Below are 14,659 nucleotides of genomic sequence, written 5' to 3'. Positions count from 1 at the left end.
CAACGCTTTGCAGCTCACTTATGTCGGCTTTGTGCTATCCCGTGCCGGCCAATACCGTAGCGTTGCGTTGCAAAAACCGTAGCAGAGTGTTCACACATTGTTCCGGTGTTGATTTCAAAAAGTTTCCTGCGACTATCGGCAGGTCCACATGGCTGCGACATAGCAGAGGGGGATCGATGGACATCATGTTGATGGTGAACATTGCTGGCGGCATCCTTCTGGCCGCCGCTACTATCTCGATTTTGGGCCCGGTCGGATGGCCATCTCTTTGGCAGACGCCATCAGGCCGACATCTATCTCCGTGAGAGCGAAAGGCCGGCGGCTGTCGCCACTAATGGTCCAGCGCAGCGAAGCATTCCGCCGCCGTCGACGATCGACCAGAAATGGCCACACCAGGTGGCGCTGCCTGATGACCTCTGCACCCGTCGGAACCGGACCAAAATCCACGACTACTGCGACGCGAAGCGGGATCGCTGGAAGGGCAAGATACGCGGCGTCGCCGCGGCGACGGCTATAGGAGAATTCTCGACCTTGGCCCGCTCAGCGTGCCTGAACTCCTGCGCAACTGAGGCAGAGCCATGTGAGACGCTACACCAAATATCTGTCGTGGTCGGAAATCCACCGGCTGTACCGCCTGACTTCCCAGGCCGAGACCGGACGCAACGACGAGCCGCGCTACAACATCGCGCCGACTCAGGATGTCCCATTCTTCCTCGGTCGAGATTGCGTCGACTGTCAGGCCCAGGGGCTCGATTGAGCCGTCCGCATGCTCGATAGTAATTTTGACCGGCCCCTCATCGATGTCGCCGAATTGCGAAGCAAACGCGATCTCAGACTGCATCGCGACGCACCGATGCGAACGAGAACGTCCAGATTGGCCTGCCTAGTGCCGTCGAAAAGCCACCAGCGGCCACCCAGGTAGGCTTCGAACACGGCGTGGAAGTCACGAGGTTCGAGCCCAAAGGCGTAGCAGTCTGATGCCAGATCGACGGTGGCACCGCGTAGCTACTTCTGCTCGGACGACCAAGGGAATTTATATATCGGTCGCGGCTGTCATAGCAGATGTTTCCATACATCTTGAGGTATGCATCCCGGCGCGCCGCGTTGGCATACACCGAGGCGGGGTCCTTGAGATCGGCCTCGTATTGCGCGAGATTGGCAGTTGTCAGCGCTATAGGAAGGATGTCCATCGCCTGCGGGATGCTTTTGCCCTCAAGCCAGTCGGCCGCAAACTGTCCCATGGCATAGCCGAAGACGGGCGAGGACAACGAGATACTCGCCTTGTAAGGGCTGTTGCCTTTCCTGATTTCAGCGACAGCTTCCGCCTCTCCGTCAATTCCGCCAAGGAATTGGTCAGGTCGGTCTTTGCCTGCCGCGCGCAACGCTTCAAGCGCACCCAGCACGACCGCATCCGCGCCGAGCACGACGTCGACATCCGGATTGGCCAGCAGGATGGTTTTCATGGTAGCGGCGCCGCCTTCCTTGGTAACCGGCTTGGGTGCGATATCGGCGACGATGATCACGCCAGGCATCGCATTCAGGCCATCGCGCATAGCCGTGAACCGGGGCGCCAGAAACTCCATCGTATCCTGGGTCAGCAGAACGACCTTGGCCTTACCGCCGAGCTTGGTGTTGATATGGTCAATGGCTGCATCGGTCAGCACCTTGCCAGTTCGATATTGCGGGGCATTGAGCAGCAGCGTTGCCGGTGGGGGCACAATCGTGCCAACAAACGCCCCCGACCAGATCGCCTTCTGAAGAGCCGTACTGAAAGCCACTGGATCCGATGAGGTGGCAACCATGGCGCCAACCTTCGCCGCGACCAAAGACTGCACGTGGGCTATCGCCTTACCCACATCGTTTTCCGCCAACACTCTTCGATATTCCAGGCCGCGGTTCTTTGCAGCCATGGACAGACCGTGGTCGACCCCTTGCAGGAAGTCGCGCTCGTTCTCCTGCACGTAGGCCAACACTTTTGTGAGGCCAACCGGAGCGTTGCAGGAGGGCGCATGGGGATCGAAGGCGGGGAATACCGTTCGCTGGGTAATGCCGGGGGCGCCTTCCTTGGCATCCGCGACGGTAAGCCCGCCCATCGCGGCGACCAAAAGCAGCGCTGTCCCGATCAGCCGTCGACCGGCAATTTTATTGCGATCAACCATTTTTGTCCCCCCTCGACATCACCCTTTGGCGGTGAACGCGCCAACGCTGGTGATGCCGCTGCAGTCATTTCACCTTGCGATGAACGGGTCTACTATCCAGCAGTAGCGCGCCGTGGTTCTGTCGAAAACACCAAATGGGCGGCCGTTCCGGGCTGGATGTCCCGGTAGTCCAATTTGGAGCCGAGGCTGATGCACATCGCATTGATGATTCTGCTGCCAACGCCGGTGCCTTTGGCAGGTGCGCCGTCTGCCTTTCCAACACCGTCGTCTTCGACCACCAGCTCCGCCTGGCCACCTGGCAGCCTGCTTAGCCGGACGCGGATTTCTCCGACACCATCCGGATAGGCATACTTGAAAGCGTTGGTGACCAGTTCGGTGACCACAACGCCCAAATTGATGCTGATGTCCGTTTCGAGGTCGATTGGTTCGATCTTGTAAGACAGGCTGACACCGTGAACCTGGCTGCGCATCGACGTTTGCAGATGATCGAGCAGGCCGGTCAGATATTCGTCCAGGTCAACCGAGCGAGCGTTGGCCGAGCCATACAGCCGCCTGTGCACCAGCGAGATGGCAAAGATGCGGTCCTGGGTTTCGGCCAGCGCTTCCTTGGACGCGAGATCTCCGACAGCCTTCGCCTGCAGTTTCACCAGAGACGACACAAGAGCCAGGCTGTTGGCGACCCTGTGATTGACCTCTGACAAAAGCACTTCGGCTCGATCGCGCTCCTTTGCCAGGTCCTCGGTGCGGGTGGCGACACGTTGCTCCAGTTTGTCATTAAGCGCATTGACCTCGTCGTGGGTATCGCGAAGTTCCCTGGTGTAGCGAGCAGCACCATAGGCTGCTCCGCCAACCACAGCGATGATGACAAATCCGCCGATTGCCGAAACGAGCCGCAGCCACGCGCTGTTAGCTCGTTGTTCGACGACACCGGAGGTAAGCCGGTTATCTGCTTTTACAATGATACCCGAAAAGAACACATTGGCTTCGTCAGTCAAAGCCTTGCCTTTGTTCGTGCGGAATATCGCCAATATCTCGGCGTCGCGGTGATCTCGCTTGAGAGCGATTGTCTGGTCCAGCTCACCAAACTTGGCGGCAATGATTGCGGAAAGCCTTTCCAGTGTAGGCTTCGAATCGAGATAGGACGTCAGCAAGGTCTGCAGCGCTTGCATGTGGCGCTGTGCCCCAGCCTTGGCGGTTTCATATGGCCCCAAATAGATTTCGTTCCCGGTGATGACAAAGCCGCGCTCGCTCGCCTCGGCCGTCTGCATTGCATTTCTCAACTCGACAGCAGCGACTCGTATATCGCGCGCTTCAATCGCATTGTCGAAATAGGATTGAGCCCGCTGCCCCAGCCAGAAGTTGGTGGCGACAATGGCCATAAGCGCCGCAAACCCTATTAGCAGGGAGGCGGAAGTGAATCGGACAATTTTTCGGTTGGAGAATTGCATCGGCGCATTCCTGCCCGATTTTGGGCGAGTGCGCCATCAAGTATCGAGAGCTAATAAGCCCCGCGTGCAAAACTAGCCTCTTAGCTTTGCCCTTGCGACGTGATCGACCAACCAAGAAGGTAATCAGGTCGAGTTAGCGCCGATGATCGTGACTGGTAGCAGTTCAGTCAGAGTACAAGGCCACCGGTGCTGCACCGAGGGCCTTTGCTCTAGGGACCATCACTTCCGCGCCGTGACCAGAGTACCAGAACGTCCATCTCCCGACCCAGTGGCCCAGATGGATGCCCGCAGGCGACATCAAAAGTCGAGTGATCAGTTTGTCCTGTTGATCGATGTTATCGCAAGGTTCGTCAGCTTGTTGTTGGTGGCCTTCTCCTCGTCGAGGATCTCGCTGAGCAGCTTATGCGCCTCGTCATGCCCCAGTTCCTTTGCCCATTCCCGCAGAGAGCCGTACCGGGAAATCTCGTAGTGCTCGACGGCCTGGCAGGCGGCCAGCAGGCCCGCATCGAGGGCTGTACCTGACGCTTCCTCCATCAGTCCGTCGGCTTCCTTGATGAGCCCCTCAATGGCGTCGCACTTCTCGCCGACGGCCTTCTTGCCGATAGACTTGAACACCTGCTCCAGCTTCTTGATCTGCCCCTTTGTCTCAGCGAGGTGATCCTCGGCCGCCTTCGTCAGCTTGGCGTCGTTCGCGGCGGCAGCTACTTTGGGTAGCGCCTTCGTAATCGCGTTCTCCGCATAGTAGATGTCCTGGAGGGTATGTTCAAAAATTTCGGCTAGCGTTTTCATCGTGATGCTCCGTTCGCCCGAATTGGCTTCGGGAGAAAGTGGGAGCGAGGCGAATGGTTCCTTCAGGTGGGGCGGACTTCAGACTGAGATATCCGGTATGAGCGGGGAACGATGGAACACCCCTACATCCCGGAACTTTATTGGCGTTTGGCACGTTCTCCGGCCGAACCAACTAAGGTTCAAGGAAAAGGGGAAAATATGGAAAATCCAGGTGTGGGTTGGATAGCAGCGATCGTCATCGGCGGTATCGCCGGCTGGCTTGCCGAGATGTTCATGAAAAGCAACATGGGCGTGCTTATGAACATCATTTTGGGGATCGTCGGCGCAATCGTCGCCAATGTCCTTCTCGGGCTGCTGGGCGTATCGCTGGCCGGCTGGCTCGGCTATCTTGTCGCAGGCTTCATCGGCGCGTGTATTTTGATTGCCGTGGCGCGAATGATTAAACGCTGAGCCTCAAAAATCGACCTTGCACACATCCTCGAATATGCAGGCGCGTGATCGAAGGATCACGCGCCTGCTATTCACAGCGGAGGTAAGCGGGCCCTGTCCGGATTACTTTGTTGAGGTGACGGCGCAGCAGTCTGATGTTGCGATTGTTAGCTTTGAAATACACGTCGAAGATCGAGCCGAGAATTGGGACACTTCCTACGAGCGTGTCCAGCAGCACGTTGCCTAGCATGCGGGCGACCAAGCCGTTTCCGGCACCGACGTTTCGAGCTCGCAAGACGATGTAGGCCGAGACAATGCCCGTCGCCGCATCTCCGAGTACGGGGACCAGACCTACGAGCGCATCCAGTCCAAAACGAATTGATGTGCCTGGAATGCGCCAGCGGGAATCGAGTAGCGCGGCCAATAGATCCAACTCGGCAAGTACGTTTGCTGTATCACCACCGTGACCGCCCTGCCCGATCATGCCAACTCGCGCGCCAGTACGATTTAGTATCTCTCCCTGATGGATAGCCGTCACCTTAGATATCGCTTTGACCGCCTGAATTCGCTTGCGTCCTGTGCGATGGCACGTCGTCGAGCAAGGTCGTCTCACCGGAGCTTTTCGGCGCCTCAACGGGCAATTCACCAGTAGGCGTCATTTTGCTGACGGCCTCAGGCAAATCTCGCGTGATCCGGCTTATGAGCTCCTCGCGCGAAAGGCCGGTCTGCATCGAGAGGGAAGTCAGGGTGTCTTCGTCTATGGCTGCTTCCACCTCGCTTGGCTGGATCGGCTCGTTCGGCCCGGTGCCTACCCACGAATCGACCTTCGATCCGGCGCCTGCCCCTCTGAACCGGTCGAGAATATCGCCAAGCGCGGCCCCCGAAACGCCTTTTGAAAGCTGATCCAGAATCCCGCCTTGCGGATCATTTGGGTTGCGATCACCCGCTCCACGGATCATGTCGCCGATCTTGTCGCGATTTTGGTATGCCAAGACGCCGAGCATCGCGATCGCCAATTTTCCCAGGTTAGCCATTGGTACCTCCACTGTTCAATGGACAAGGGCTCAACATCACAAAAGTTCCGACGGCGACGGTCTAATTGAATAAGGGCTGGCGTATCGACACCGACGTGAGCGGTGGCTTCGCCTAGGACCGTGGAACAGGCAGCGAGCTGCGGTCACGAACTCCCCTGTCCCGCAATTACCATTTGCCTAAAGCGGCGTGTTGTCGTTGGCCTGCCGGGCGGCTTCGGCCTCGGCGACGTCGATCGTGCAAAGCTCGTTGCCTGCCTGATCGCGCATCCGTACCAGCCATCCAGTCAAATCGTCGTCGCCGGGTTGCAGATCGAGTCGATCGCGCAACGGATCGCCTCGGCGCGAGCAGCCTCAAAACTTGGCATCACGGCAGGCGGAACCTGGCGAGATTGGTCGCCGTCGCGATATTCGAACGTATAGACATTGCTCTGCCGGCCGCGGACATTGCCGGATTCCGGTGTCCTATTGAAACCGCCAATTCTATCGACAGGCATTTCGAAGGTCGCGGTCTGAACAAGCAGGGCTTTTGCACGGTCGATTGCCCCCAGCGCGCCGTCGGCGTCGTCGCCTCGCGCCATTTCGACCGCGATAGATTCACCCCCCCGGCCCTCAAACACCACTCTAACAAGAGGCAGGCCGGAAGGCGCGGCCGCCTGTCCAATGTTGATTCCGACGATATGCATGGGGGATACCTTTGACGCTCAGTTTCGCACTCTCAGTGCTTTCGCTGCTCGTGCTCATCCGCGCGGACGAGATAGTCGCTAGCTGCGGCCAGTACGGCCAAGAACGCAGCGGCATATCTGGCAAACCCGAAGGCCTGCGCGGCGGCCAATTTCGCACCGCGTGCATGCTCGGCGATAAATGCATCCGTCGCATCCTGAACTTCAGCTCCAGCCTTGCCGAATAGGGTGCGCTCCTTCGCTGTGGGCTCAAACGCCTTACCGATTATGTGGCCGAGCAGCAGGCCACCCGCAGATCCAGCGAGCACCTTGGCCCGAAACAGGTTTGTGATCGCCTTGCGCGGATGGGCTTCATAACGAATTGACGCGGCGTCGGAATGCGAGGCGCCGGCGACCTTATCTACAGCTATATCGTCGGCGCCTGCCGGGCCATGCGTGCTACGCCTGCCGGCGTCAAATACCGCAACTGCACCCAGTGCGACCGCGGCAGCAGTGCCGCCATTATTCTTGACGGCGTCCGACACACCGCCTAGCGCCCTCGCCACCTTCTGCTTCGCGTACCGGGCGGACGCATCGACCAGATTTCGGGGCTGCAGGCGCCGGCTTATCTCGCTGACAGGTTCAAACAAAGCCTGCCGCTCTGTGCGGCTTTTCAGCATGATCTCGCGCATCTCTTCACTGGGTTGAGCCAAAACGCATCCCCTGTTTCAATGCCGCGATGTCAGTGCGCACCTGGTTGACGGTTTCGACAGGTGTGATGGTCCATCCCGCGAGCGCTCGCTTCGCAAGATAGAGAAACAGCACGCCGCCTACCCCCAGAAGTGCTGCGACGATTAGGCAAGCTACCATCGGATCGACACCAAAGTGGATCATAGCGAGGATCAGGAACTGGACCATGGCGAATGCAGCCAAGACAAAGAGCACCAGTGCGGCGATGCCGCACGCGCCTGACGAGACGATCGTAGACGTCTTAACCTTCATCTCGGCTTGGAGAAGACGAAGATCGAGGCGCATCAGCGAAGCGAGATGGCTATACCCTTCGCTGAAAACGCTTCCCAAGGGTCGGAGATTGGAACCATCATCCATTTGGAACGCTCTTCGTGTCAGGACCGATCGGAGCTTCGCATGATCCGGGTCAGCACAACGCCGGCCAGGATGCCTACGCCGAAAAAGGCCGCCGGTTGGCGCTGGGCGAATCTCGTGACTGAGTCGAGCAGTTCACCCACGTTGCGGTCCCTGATATCCGACGAAATCCGTTCGACACCTTCGGCCGCGCTCCGAACCATGCCTGCAACCTGCGGAGATTGCTTCTCGATTCCATCAGCCGCCTCCTTCACGGAATGGGCAATGTTGGCGATCGCGTCGGCGCCGGCGGTCTTGTTCAACTCCACCGCTTCCTTGAAGGCGCCTGCAGCATCCGACGCAACCGAACCGGCATAATTTTTCGCGTCAGTCGTCACCGAAGCGGCAGCGGTTTTGAGATGCCCTGCGGTTTCGGCAGCGCTCGACTTTAGTTTGCCGAGCGCTTCCTTGCTGCTGTCGGCCACCTCGGCATCGTTAGGGTGTAGCCAGTTCAGGTCGCTCGATGATCCAGTGGGGTCGTTGCTGATTGACGTGTTCACGGTTTTCCACTCCTGTTGTTGTGAAGTGAACTCGGCCAATGGCAACCTGTTCCTACCCCGAGCGAATTTTCCTGCCGCGATTTGGCCTGCTGCCGGAACAGAGCAGAAGGGTCGGTTGGCCCTAAACCCATGTTTTCGATGATGTCCGGCGTGTTGTTGCGCGGGCTGTCGATCGGCCAAGTCGCTGGAGGCGATCGGGTCACCTCGCGCGCCGATGGGACTCATTCTCGTTTTTTGCGTCTGGATGAAGGACGGGTTGAGGCCTCCTTCTCAAGCTTGCCAAGCCTTGTCTTGATCGTCTCGGGATCCTCGTGTTCCAAACCGACAACGTCATTCCGGGTCTCGTTTAGAGCCACAATGATCTCGTCCAGTTTGGCGTGAATTGCTGCAGTGTCGCGATAGCCCTGGATCAGTACGACCCCAGTGATGATGATTGCAGCGACAGACAAAGCATTAGGTGACCGCGTTCGTTAGGCCAAACGGCACCAGCAGCGTGCATATGGCCATCACAACTAGCATCACGTAGAAGCCTGGCGGCCGCGAAAGGAAATCGGCGGCTGAAAACAACAATCGATTCATTAACTCACCTTTTGTGAGAAGGTCTGCCGCCTACAGCAATCGGCGCCTTTCACAATGAGGCATTGCAATGCGATCCGCTATTCCTCTTTGCGAAATCCTGCAGCGATGCGTGCCGCAGGTCAGCCTCGGCGCGCAGGTGCTTCACGCGACCGATCAGGCCCGGCTTGACACATTGCGTCGCCGGCCGCTTCATAATGCCCTTGTGCGCCGTGGCCGTCACCTGGCCGCTGTGATTCGGGATCGAGGAAACCTTTTCAAAGCTTCGCTGTTAGGGCACCATGGCCCGCTTCTTCTTCGATCTAACCGAAAACTATCCCCTACCGGGATACCGAAGGCACCGAGCTTGCAAACTCGGCCGCCGCTGAAGATGAGGCGGCAAGGGCGTTGTTTGAAATAGTGAAAGACCAGGTGCCGGGCGGCACATTCCGCCAAGTCGCCTTCCAAGTTCATGACGGCACCAACATTTCGCTGTTTGAGGTGAAAGTCACGTGTGACGTGACGCGGGCTGCACATTCCGATGACAGACGGTTGGAAGCCTGACGAACGTACCTCGAAAGCGCTCGCCGGAACCAACGCCGGGCGGTTGGCGAACTCAACTCCCTACGTACGACCATCGACGAGACACGCCGCGTCCTGGCTGCGTCACGGAAGCTCTTGGAACAGATGGCCGAACGCGAAGACCCCCAGCCGCAGGTTAAGGCGCCTTCTATTGGAATCCGCTCATCTTAACGCGAGAGCTGGCAGGTCCGTCAACCGGCTACCCGCAGAAGCAGTGCGACACCGATCCCATAAGGGATCAGCAGTGCCGCCAAGGCGACCCACAGGCCCGGATCGGCGAATACCTGCATCTGGCTGCGAAGCTGTTCCATTGCACCCAACGCTGTGTTCCAAACTGAAAAGGCCGGCGCACACAAGCGGTCGACGGGCATTAAGTTCCATTGCTAGATCACCAGCAAGCGCGCTTACCTGCAGCGGAACCTGATGGCCACTACGACCGTTATTCGAAAGGACAACGAAAGGAGATCGCCATCATGGACTGGAACCGCGTCGAAGGAAATTGGAAGCAATTCAAAGGCAAGGTCAAGGAGCAGTGGGGCAAGCTCACTGATGATGATCTCGACCGCATAGCCGGCAACCGCGATCAGCTCGAAGGTACGATCCAGGAGCGCTACGGCATTGAGAAGGATCGCGTGCGGCGAGACGTCGACGACTGGTATGGCCGACAAGACTCGTAGGATACGACAGTTGAGCCTGTTCAAATAAAGGGCGCGTCACGAACCGCGCCCTTTTCGCGTTTTTGGCATCCGTGCGCCGTTCGGCTCGGCCTTGAACAAGCGATTTTTGGGAACGTGTCGGCTTCCGGCCGCGTTGATCTCCACAATGGAGATTGTAGAAATGTCCATCCACAAAGAAGACTATCGAACGAACAAGGCTGACTACCTGATAGCGAAAAGGCCAGATCTGGTTGAGAAGACCAAGCCGAAAAAGAAGACGTTGCGGCGTGACGATCAGCGTTCCGCAAAGTTATTGGAAAGCCCCGCCGCGTTACCCGAGAGGCCGGCCTCACGCCGTTAGAAATCGCAGAAGGTCAAGAGGAACATTTTAGCGATATTGAATGTTCGACTGTTTATGGACAGCCGAACCGTACTCTCAGCAGATCAATCCAGAGCAGCACGAGCCCTACTGAACTGGTCGCGTGTGCGACTAGCCGCAAAGGCCAATCTTAGCGAAATGGTGATCAGCGATCTTGAGAACGGCTTCAGGAGACCGCGTCCCCACAACATCGCGGCCGTCCGCAAAGCGTTTGAAGACGCCGGAATCATCTTCACAGTCGAAGGCACTCCATCGTTAGCCCGCTCAGAAGGTGATAGCAGCCTCGCCACCGATAATAGACAGTGGCGCCGCAGGGAGAAAAAAGGATAAGGAGAAAAGCCCGTGTACCCTCCTCTGCAACCCGATCTCTAAAGCGGCCGCTAACAAGGGCGGTTGTTCACTGAATTTGTGCTGCGCTCACCTTTCTAAGGTGCCGGTCGAATATGGCCAGCTTCTCTTCGTAGCCGATCCGCACTCTGGACCTGCAGCTATCGCAGTTGAAACCGGCAATCGTTTTCAGCCAGGATCCCCTTCTCACCATTGGGCACGAACAGGAGGGACATTGGAATTCTATAGGTACGTCGCGCAGTTCATTTGATAGAGGCACTGTGTATGTTCTCCTAAGCGGCACGGCCAATGCAACAAAGTAGAAGGTGAAATGTTTCGCGGCTCGGCCATTTACGCGGAGGGATCAGACCTAAGTCCAAATGCTGAGGAGGGCAGGCAAGCTGTTCGTTGGCCCTCGATCCCGGTTAGTCGCAGTGGCCTCACCAGACTCAGCCGTAGCTCAAGGGCTCGTATCACCGGCCAGAAGGCACAGTTCATCCAGTGGAATGGTGACAGAACCGGCAAAGCCGCGCGACCGATAAAATTAAAGCCGCACGAACTTGTCGAGATTCAGACGGATCCGTTCCTTCTGCCACTTCAGCAAGGTGGCCGTAGTCGCAGTGGCCGCTTGAGCGATATCTAGGGGCGTTGCAACCATCGCATCCCCCCAAAAGGCAATGGTAAACGCAATCTTTATGGGCCCTACGAAACCCTTTCTTCAATCAAAAACGAAAATGGCTATTCGTCGGGGCGCTCGACGGCGGCTTCGTCGACCTCGGCTTCCATCTCGTCGCTGACCGTCTTGCTCTTGCCCAAACCGGCCATCGGCACACCGTTAAGCCTTGTAGCCAGGCGTCGGCATGCTCCTGCCAGTAAGGCGGGGCGGCGCGCTCCGTGCCGTCCTTCTGCGCTTGAGCACCGTACATCCACGCATAGGTGGCACGCTCCTGATCCTTCTTAGCCACCGCCATCTGTGTCGTCCTCTCGAAAATCTTGCAGAGAAGCGTGCCGCAAATCTTCCTCACCACGCAAGTGCTTCACGCGGCCGATGATGCCGAGCTTAACCCACTGTGTCGCCGGCCGCTTCATGCCCTTCGGCGCCGGCCCAGCGTGCTCCTGGACGCGCTTCCATAGCCGTTCGCGGATTGCCTGGCTGGAGTTGATGAACGCTGAGCCGACATACTGCCCGGTTTTCCGATCGGCCATCAACGCAAAGGCCGGCTTGCCGGGTTCCCGCTCGACGCCTAGCAAATCATATTCCTCCACCATGTAGCTTTTGATCTTCAGCCAGGCTGTCGACCGGCCGCTGCGGTATTTGCTGTCACGTCGCTTCGACACCATGCCTTCTATGCCCGCCTCGTCGATCAGGTGGAATATGGCTTTAGCATCTCCGGGCAGCGCTTGGCTGAACTGGATGCGGTCATCAGGGAAGATGAGGCCTTCCAGGATTTCGCGACGGTCTTCGAGGTCCATTTCCCGCAGATCGTGACCGTTCAAATAGAGGAGATCGAAGGCAACGAAATAGAGGTCGTGCTGCCGCCGCGTGATCGCCTTGTGCAGTTCGCCGAAGTCCGACAGGCCGGCATCGTTCAACACGACGATCTCACCGTCTATGATTGCGCTCTCGGCGCCGAGCTCTGCGCTTGCCGCCACGATGTCGCGGTATTTGGTTGTCCAGTCGAGCCCGCGACGGGTGTAGATCCGCGTCCCGTCCTCGTCGATGATCATCTGGGAACGGTAGCCTTCACCTCGTGAGTCCATCCATCGCCCTCGGGAGGCTTCTCCACCAAGGTCGGCATCAAAGGCTCAATGAACTTCAAACGCATGCACTGACCCACACCCGGCGATTCAAGCCGCGAGCCCGAAATCGGTTCCGGAACATTTTAGCTCAAATGCATGAAGCCGACGAATGCCGAGCAGCGTTGACGCTCATCCGGCGCACAATCGAGGACCACTGCCCGCCCGGCGTGCTGCCGAGCGAGGAAGCGGTGAACGGTCTCTATGGGCCGGGGCTCATGGATGAGGCGGAAGCGCTGGCGGCTGCCATCGTCGCAACGATCGACCAGATGCAATTGCGCGTGATGACGAAACCGCCTGACCGCGCTGCCCCATTATAGGACGGCGCGGTCAAACCCCAACCTTGGCTGCGCAGGCGGCTTCGGCATTGAGTTCCACCCCTAACTCCGGCCGGCGCTGATCAGGCAATCTCCCACTGCGGCGCCGGCCATTTTCGTTGCACCCCGCGCGGGAGCCGCCTTGGCTGACGTCCATTAGCTCCCGCTCATCTTGACCCCGGGCGCAATGTATTGTCCGTATATGAACTCGACGAGTGAGGGCACTGCATTGCCATGTAGGCGGTCGGCCCTCGCGGCTGTCGAGCGATGTTTGAGGGAGCAGCGCATTGTTCGTCGATTACTACGAACTCTTGGAGATCAGCCCAAACGCCAACTCGGAGACACTTGAGCGAATATTCCGCTACTTTGCGATGCGCTATCATCCCGACAATCAGCAAACTGGAAACGAAGCCCGCTTCAGCGAAATAGTAGAAGCACACAACGTCTTGAGGGATCCCGTTAAGCGCGCCCAGTACGATATCTCCTATCGAGAGCATGCCGGTGAGCGGCTTAAATTGGTCGAGGAGGCAAGCGACCCCAAAGGGGTCGAGAAGGATGCTTTGGTCCAGGCCAAACTGCTTTCGCTGCTCTATGTGAAGCGCCGCCAGGATGTCGGCAATCCGGGCATTGGCGACGTCGAAATCGAACGGTTGTTAGGCTGTCCACCAGAGCATCTGGAGTTTCATCTCTGGTACATGAAGGCAAAGGGATGGATTGCAAGAATTGAGAACGGGACAATCGCGATCACGGTTGAAGGCGTCGATCGCGCCGATTCCGAACTGCGTCGCGATACCAGCATTCGGCTCCTGAGTAGAGAATAGAGAGGGTATCTGCCCAAGATTCCGCAAGGCTCCAGGGGAGCCTCGCGCGTCATTTTGCCGAGACCAGATAGGCTGAGGAAATAGGGTCTTCGGTGGCCGCTTGCGGACGGGGGCAATGAGGATCATGCTGACGCTGGTCCTATCGCTTCCCTCGAAGTAGGCCAGCGAGCCCTATTGTGAGGCAGTCCGGCATGTAGGATTGTAGTCCTCGTTGCGGCGACCCCCTCAAGCGGAGATCGCCAATGGCCAGAACCAAACCTTCCGAACAGCTTTCCCGGGCTGAAATCGAGCGCTTCATCGCGGCAGCCGAAGCGCTGCACAAGAGCATCGTCGGGCCGCTCCTGGCGTATCACAGCGAGCACTACCAAGCTCTACGTGAGGTCCATCGACCGCTGTTGAAGTCGGTTCAGACCATTACCGGCAAGAGGGCGCCATTCATCCAGCCGAACATGACAGGACCGGCACAGCCGCGGGAGAAGCCTCCGGGCTAGTTCTCCTCGCGGAAGTCCTGCAGTGAGGCGTGGCGGAGGTCCTCCTCGCCGCGCAGGTGCTTCACAGCTCAAACTCATACGGGCACTCGGGAAGGGACCGAGTTTAAATCGGGTTATGGTTGCAGCGCGGATTAGACCATCAGGCTTAATTGCTGCGCTGTCATTCTGCGGGTAGGATCGGGGTGTGGTTAATGCCACTCTCCAGTGTGGTCGGCACCGTCACGTCACCCAACTGTAACGTTGCCCCCGACAGCGCCGACCACGCTCAATGTTGGCCGATTAGGCCGGGGCCTCCCCTGTACGAAACCGTACCTTTGAACCTCCTTTGCAAAAAAAGAGTGAATAAATCCCTTCGCCGGAAGGGAGGCCGCGATGGATCTAAAGCATTTAGAAACCGCACTAATGTCAGGCGAGAATTTTCTCGAGCAAGCGCTCATCCAACCTTTTTCGAAGGCCTGTTGGATGTTGGCGCCGAGGTGAAGTGGTGTTTATCTGCGGCGCTTCGATCACTTGCTTGAGAGCGTGTATTCGCATGCGTCAAAGACTACCTTACGGGCCCCATCGAAGTCGCGG

At 58.0% G+C, this 14,659-nt stretch carries 18 protein-coding genes and 4 pseudogenes; 9 read left to right on the top strand and 13 right to left on the bottom strand.

From position 1 onward, the window contains the following. Positions 1 to 580: 580 nt before the first annotated feature. Positions 581 to 757: a hypothetical protein gene (locus NKJ57_RS04095; RefSeq protein ID WP_198021034.1), complete on the top strand. Its 177-nt coding sequence runs from the start codon at positions 581 to 583 to the stop codon at positions 755 to 757. Here NKJ57_RS04095 and NKJ57_RS04090 read toward each other — a convergent pair. The 4 genes and pseudogenes from NKJ57_RS04090 to NKJ57_RS04075 form a co-directional block, all read right to left on the bottom strand. After that, positions 710 to 972, bottom strand: a pseudogene (locus tag NKJ57_RS04090) (transglutaminase family protein); the annotation flags it as partial. The gene NKJ57_RS04095 and the pseudogene NKJ57_RS04090 sit on opposite strands and share 48 nt — an antisense overlap. Before the next feature lie 293 nt (positions 973 to 1,265). Continuing rightward, positions 1,266 to 1,910, bottom strand: a pseudogene (locus NKJ57_RS04085) (substrate-binding domain-containing protein); the annotation flags it as partial. A gap of 341 nt (positions 1,911 to 2,251) precedes the next feature. After that, positions 2,252 to 3,607, bottom strand: a complete 1,356-nt coding sequence (locus tag NKJ57_RS04080; protein ID WP_352510551.1) for a sensor histidine kinase — start codon at positions 3,605 to 3,607, stop codon at positions 2,252 to 2,254. A gap of 312 nt (positions 3,608 to 3,919) precedes the next feature. Next, complete coding sequence (locus tag NKJ57_RS04075) at positions 3,920 to 4,396, bottom strand: YciE/YciF ferroxidase family protein (protein WP_352510550.1); 477 nt, start codon at positions 4,394 to 4,396, stop codon at positions 3,920 to 3,922. Between the two features lie 198 nt (positions 4,397 to 4,594). On the opposite strand from NKJ57_RS04075, the gene NKJ57_RS04070 reads away from it, so the two are divergent. Next, on the top strand, positions 4,595 to 4,846 hold the full coding sequence (locus NKJ57_RS04070; RefSeq protein WP_023740256.1) for a GlsB/YeaQ/YmgE family stress response membrane protein: 252 nt from the start codon (positions 4,595 to 4,597) through the stop codon (positions 4,844 to 4,846). A 67-nt stretch (positions 4,847 to 4,913) separates the two neighbouring features. On the opposite strand, the gene NKJ57_RS04065 is transcribed toward NKJ57_RS04070, so the two are convergent. The 7 genes and pseudogenes from NKJ57_RS04065 to NKJ57_RS04035 all read right to left on the bottom strand — a co-directional run bounded on the left by NKJ57_RS04065 (position 4,914) and on the right by NKJ57_RS04035 (position 8,740). Further along, a complete protein-coding gene (locus tag NKJ57_RS04065; RefSeq protein WP_352510549.1) occupies positions 4,914 to 5,309 on the bottom strand; it encodes a DUF4112 domain-containing protein in 396 nt (131 codons plus the stop codon). A gap of 55 nt (positions 5,310 to 5,364) precedes the next feature. Then, entirely contained in the window at positions 5,365 to 5,859 is a 495-nt protein-coding gene (locus tag NKJ57_RS04060; protein ID WP_023705658.1) for a YidB family protein, read from the bottom strand. A 284-nt stretch (positions 5,860 to 6,143) separates the two neighbouring features. Next, positions 6,144 to 6,542, bottom strand: a complete 399-nt coding sequence (locus NKJ57_RS04055) for a hypothetical protein (protein ID WP_352510548.1) — start codon at positions 6,540 to 6,542, stop codon at positions 6,144 to 6,146. Positions 6,543 to 6,574: 32 nt separating this feature from the next. After that, positions 6,575 to 7,210, bottom strand: a complete 636-nt coding sequence (locus tag NKJ57_RS04050) for a hypothetical protein (protein WP_352510547.1) — start codon at positions 7,208 to 7,210, stop codon at positions 6,575 to 6,577. A 4-nt stretch (positions 7,211 to 7,214) separates the two neighbouring features. Then, positions 7,215 to 7,625, bottom strand: a complete 411-nt coding sequence (locus NKJ57_RS04045; RefSeq protein ID WP_352510546.1) for a phage holin family protein — start codon at positions 7,623 to 7,625, stop codon at positions 7,215 to 7,217. 17 nt (positions 7,626 to 7,642) lie between these two features. Next, entirely contained in the window at positions 7,643 to 8,200 is a 558-nt protein-coding gene (locus NKJ57_RS04040) for a hypothetical protein (RefSeq protein ID WP_352510545.1), read from the bottom strand. A 182-nt stretch (positions 8,201 to 8,382) separates the two neighbouring features. Beyond that, positions 8,383 to 8,740: pseudogene (locus NKJ57_RS04035) on the bottom strand (low affinity iron permease family protein). 312 nt (positions 8,741 to 9,052) lie between these two features. Here NKJ57_RS04035 and NKJ57_RS30855 point away from each other — a divergent pair. Further along, positions 9,053 to 9,280, top strand: coding sequence for a DUF6894 family protein (locus NKJ57_RS30855; RefSeq protein WP_502899966.1), 228 nt, complete (start codon positions 9,053 to 9,055; stop codon positions 9,278 to 9,280). 209 nt (positions 9,281 to 9,489) lie between these two features. Here the strand turns inward: NKJ57_RS30855 and NKJ57_RS04030 are convergent, their stop codons facing one another. Next, the gene (locus NKJ57_RS04030; protein WP_156932489.1) at positions 9,490 to 9,669 is read right to left on the bottom strand and encodes a hypothetical protein; all 180 of its coding nucleotides are present in this window, start codon (positions 9,667 to 9,669) and stop codon (positions 9,490 to 9,492) included. 102 nt (positions 9,670 to 9,771) lie between these two features. On the opposite strand from NKJ57_RS04030, the gene NKJ57_RS04025 reads away from it, so the two are divergent. The 3 genes from NKJ57_RS04025 (at position 9,772) to NKJ57_RS04015 (ending at position 10,663) form a co-directional block, all read left to right on the top strand. After that, a complete protein-coding gene (locus NKJ57_RS04025) occupies positions 9,772 to 9,975 on the top strand; it encodes a CsbD family protein (protein ID WP_023673385.1) in 204 nt (67 codons plus the stop codon). A 160-nt stretch (positions 9,976 to 10,135) separates the two neighbouring features. Beyond that, positions 10,136 to 10,315, top strand: coding sequence for a hypothetical protein (locus tag NKJ57_RS04020; RefSeq protein WP_023748974.1), 180 nt, complete (start codon positions 10,136 to 10,138; stop codon positions 10,313 to 10,315). A 54-nt stretch (positions 10,316 to 10,369) separates the two neighbouring features. After that, a complete protein-coding gene (locus NKJ57_RS04015) occupies positions 10,370 to 10,663 on the top strand; it encodes a helix-turn-helix domain-containing protein (protein WP_084014416.1) in 294 nt (97 codons plus the stop codon). Between the two features lie 954 nt (positions 10,664 to 11,617). Here NKJ57_RS04015 and NKJ57_RS04010 read toward each other — a convergent pair. After that, a pseudogene (locus NKJ57_RS04010) lies at positions 11,618 to 12,486 on the bottom strand (ATP-dependent DNA ligase). A 66-nt stretch (positions 12,487 to 12,552) separates the two neighbouring features. On the opposite strand from NKJ57_RS04010, the gene NKJ57_RS04005 reads away from it, so the two are divergent. The 3 genes from NKJ57_RS04005 to NKJ57_RS03995 all read left to right on the top strand — a co-directional run bounded on the left by NKJ57_RS04005 (position 12,553) and on the right by NKJ57_RS03995 (position 14,086). Next, positions 12,553 to 12,777: a hypothetical protein gene (locus NKJ57_RS04005; protein WP_023740343.1), complete on the top strand. Its 225-nt coding sequence runs from the start codon at positions 12,553 to 12,555 to the stop codon at positions 12,775 to 12,777. Positions 12,778 to 13,061: 284 nt separating this feature from the next. Next, positions 13,062 to 13,595, top strand: a complete 534-nt coding sequence (locus tag NKJ57_RS04000) for a J domain-containing protein (protein ID WP_023740342.1) — start codon at positions 13,062 to 13,064, stop codon at positions 13,593 to 13,595. Between the two features lie 242 nt (positions 13,596 to 13,837). Beyond that, positions 13,838 to 14,086, top strand: coding sequence for a hypothetical protein (locus NKJ57_RS03995; protein WP_023740341.1), 249 nt, complete (start codon positions 13,838 to 13,840; stop codon positions 14,084 to 14,086). Positions 14,087 to 14,659: the final 573 nt, after the last annotated feature.

The organism is Mesorhizobium sp. M0077 (assembly GCF_040322955.1).
GTDB lineage: Bacteria > Pseudomonadota > Alphaproteobacteria > Rhizobiales > Rhizobiaceae > Mesorhizobium.
This window is presented reverse-complemented; position numbering and strand designations above follow the sequence as displayed.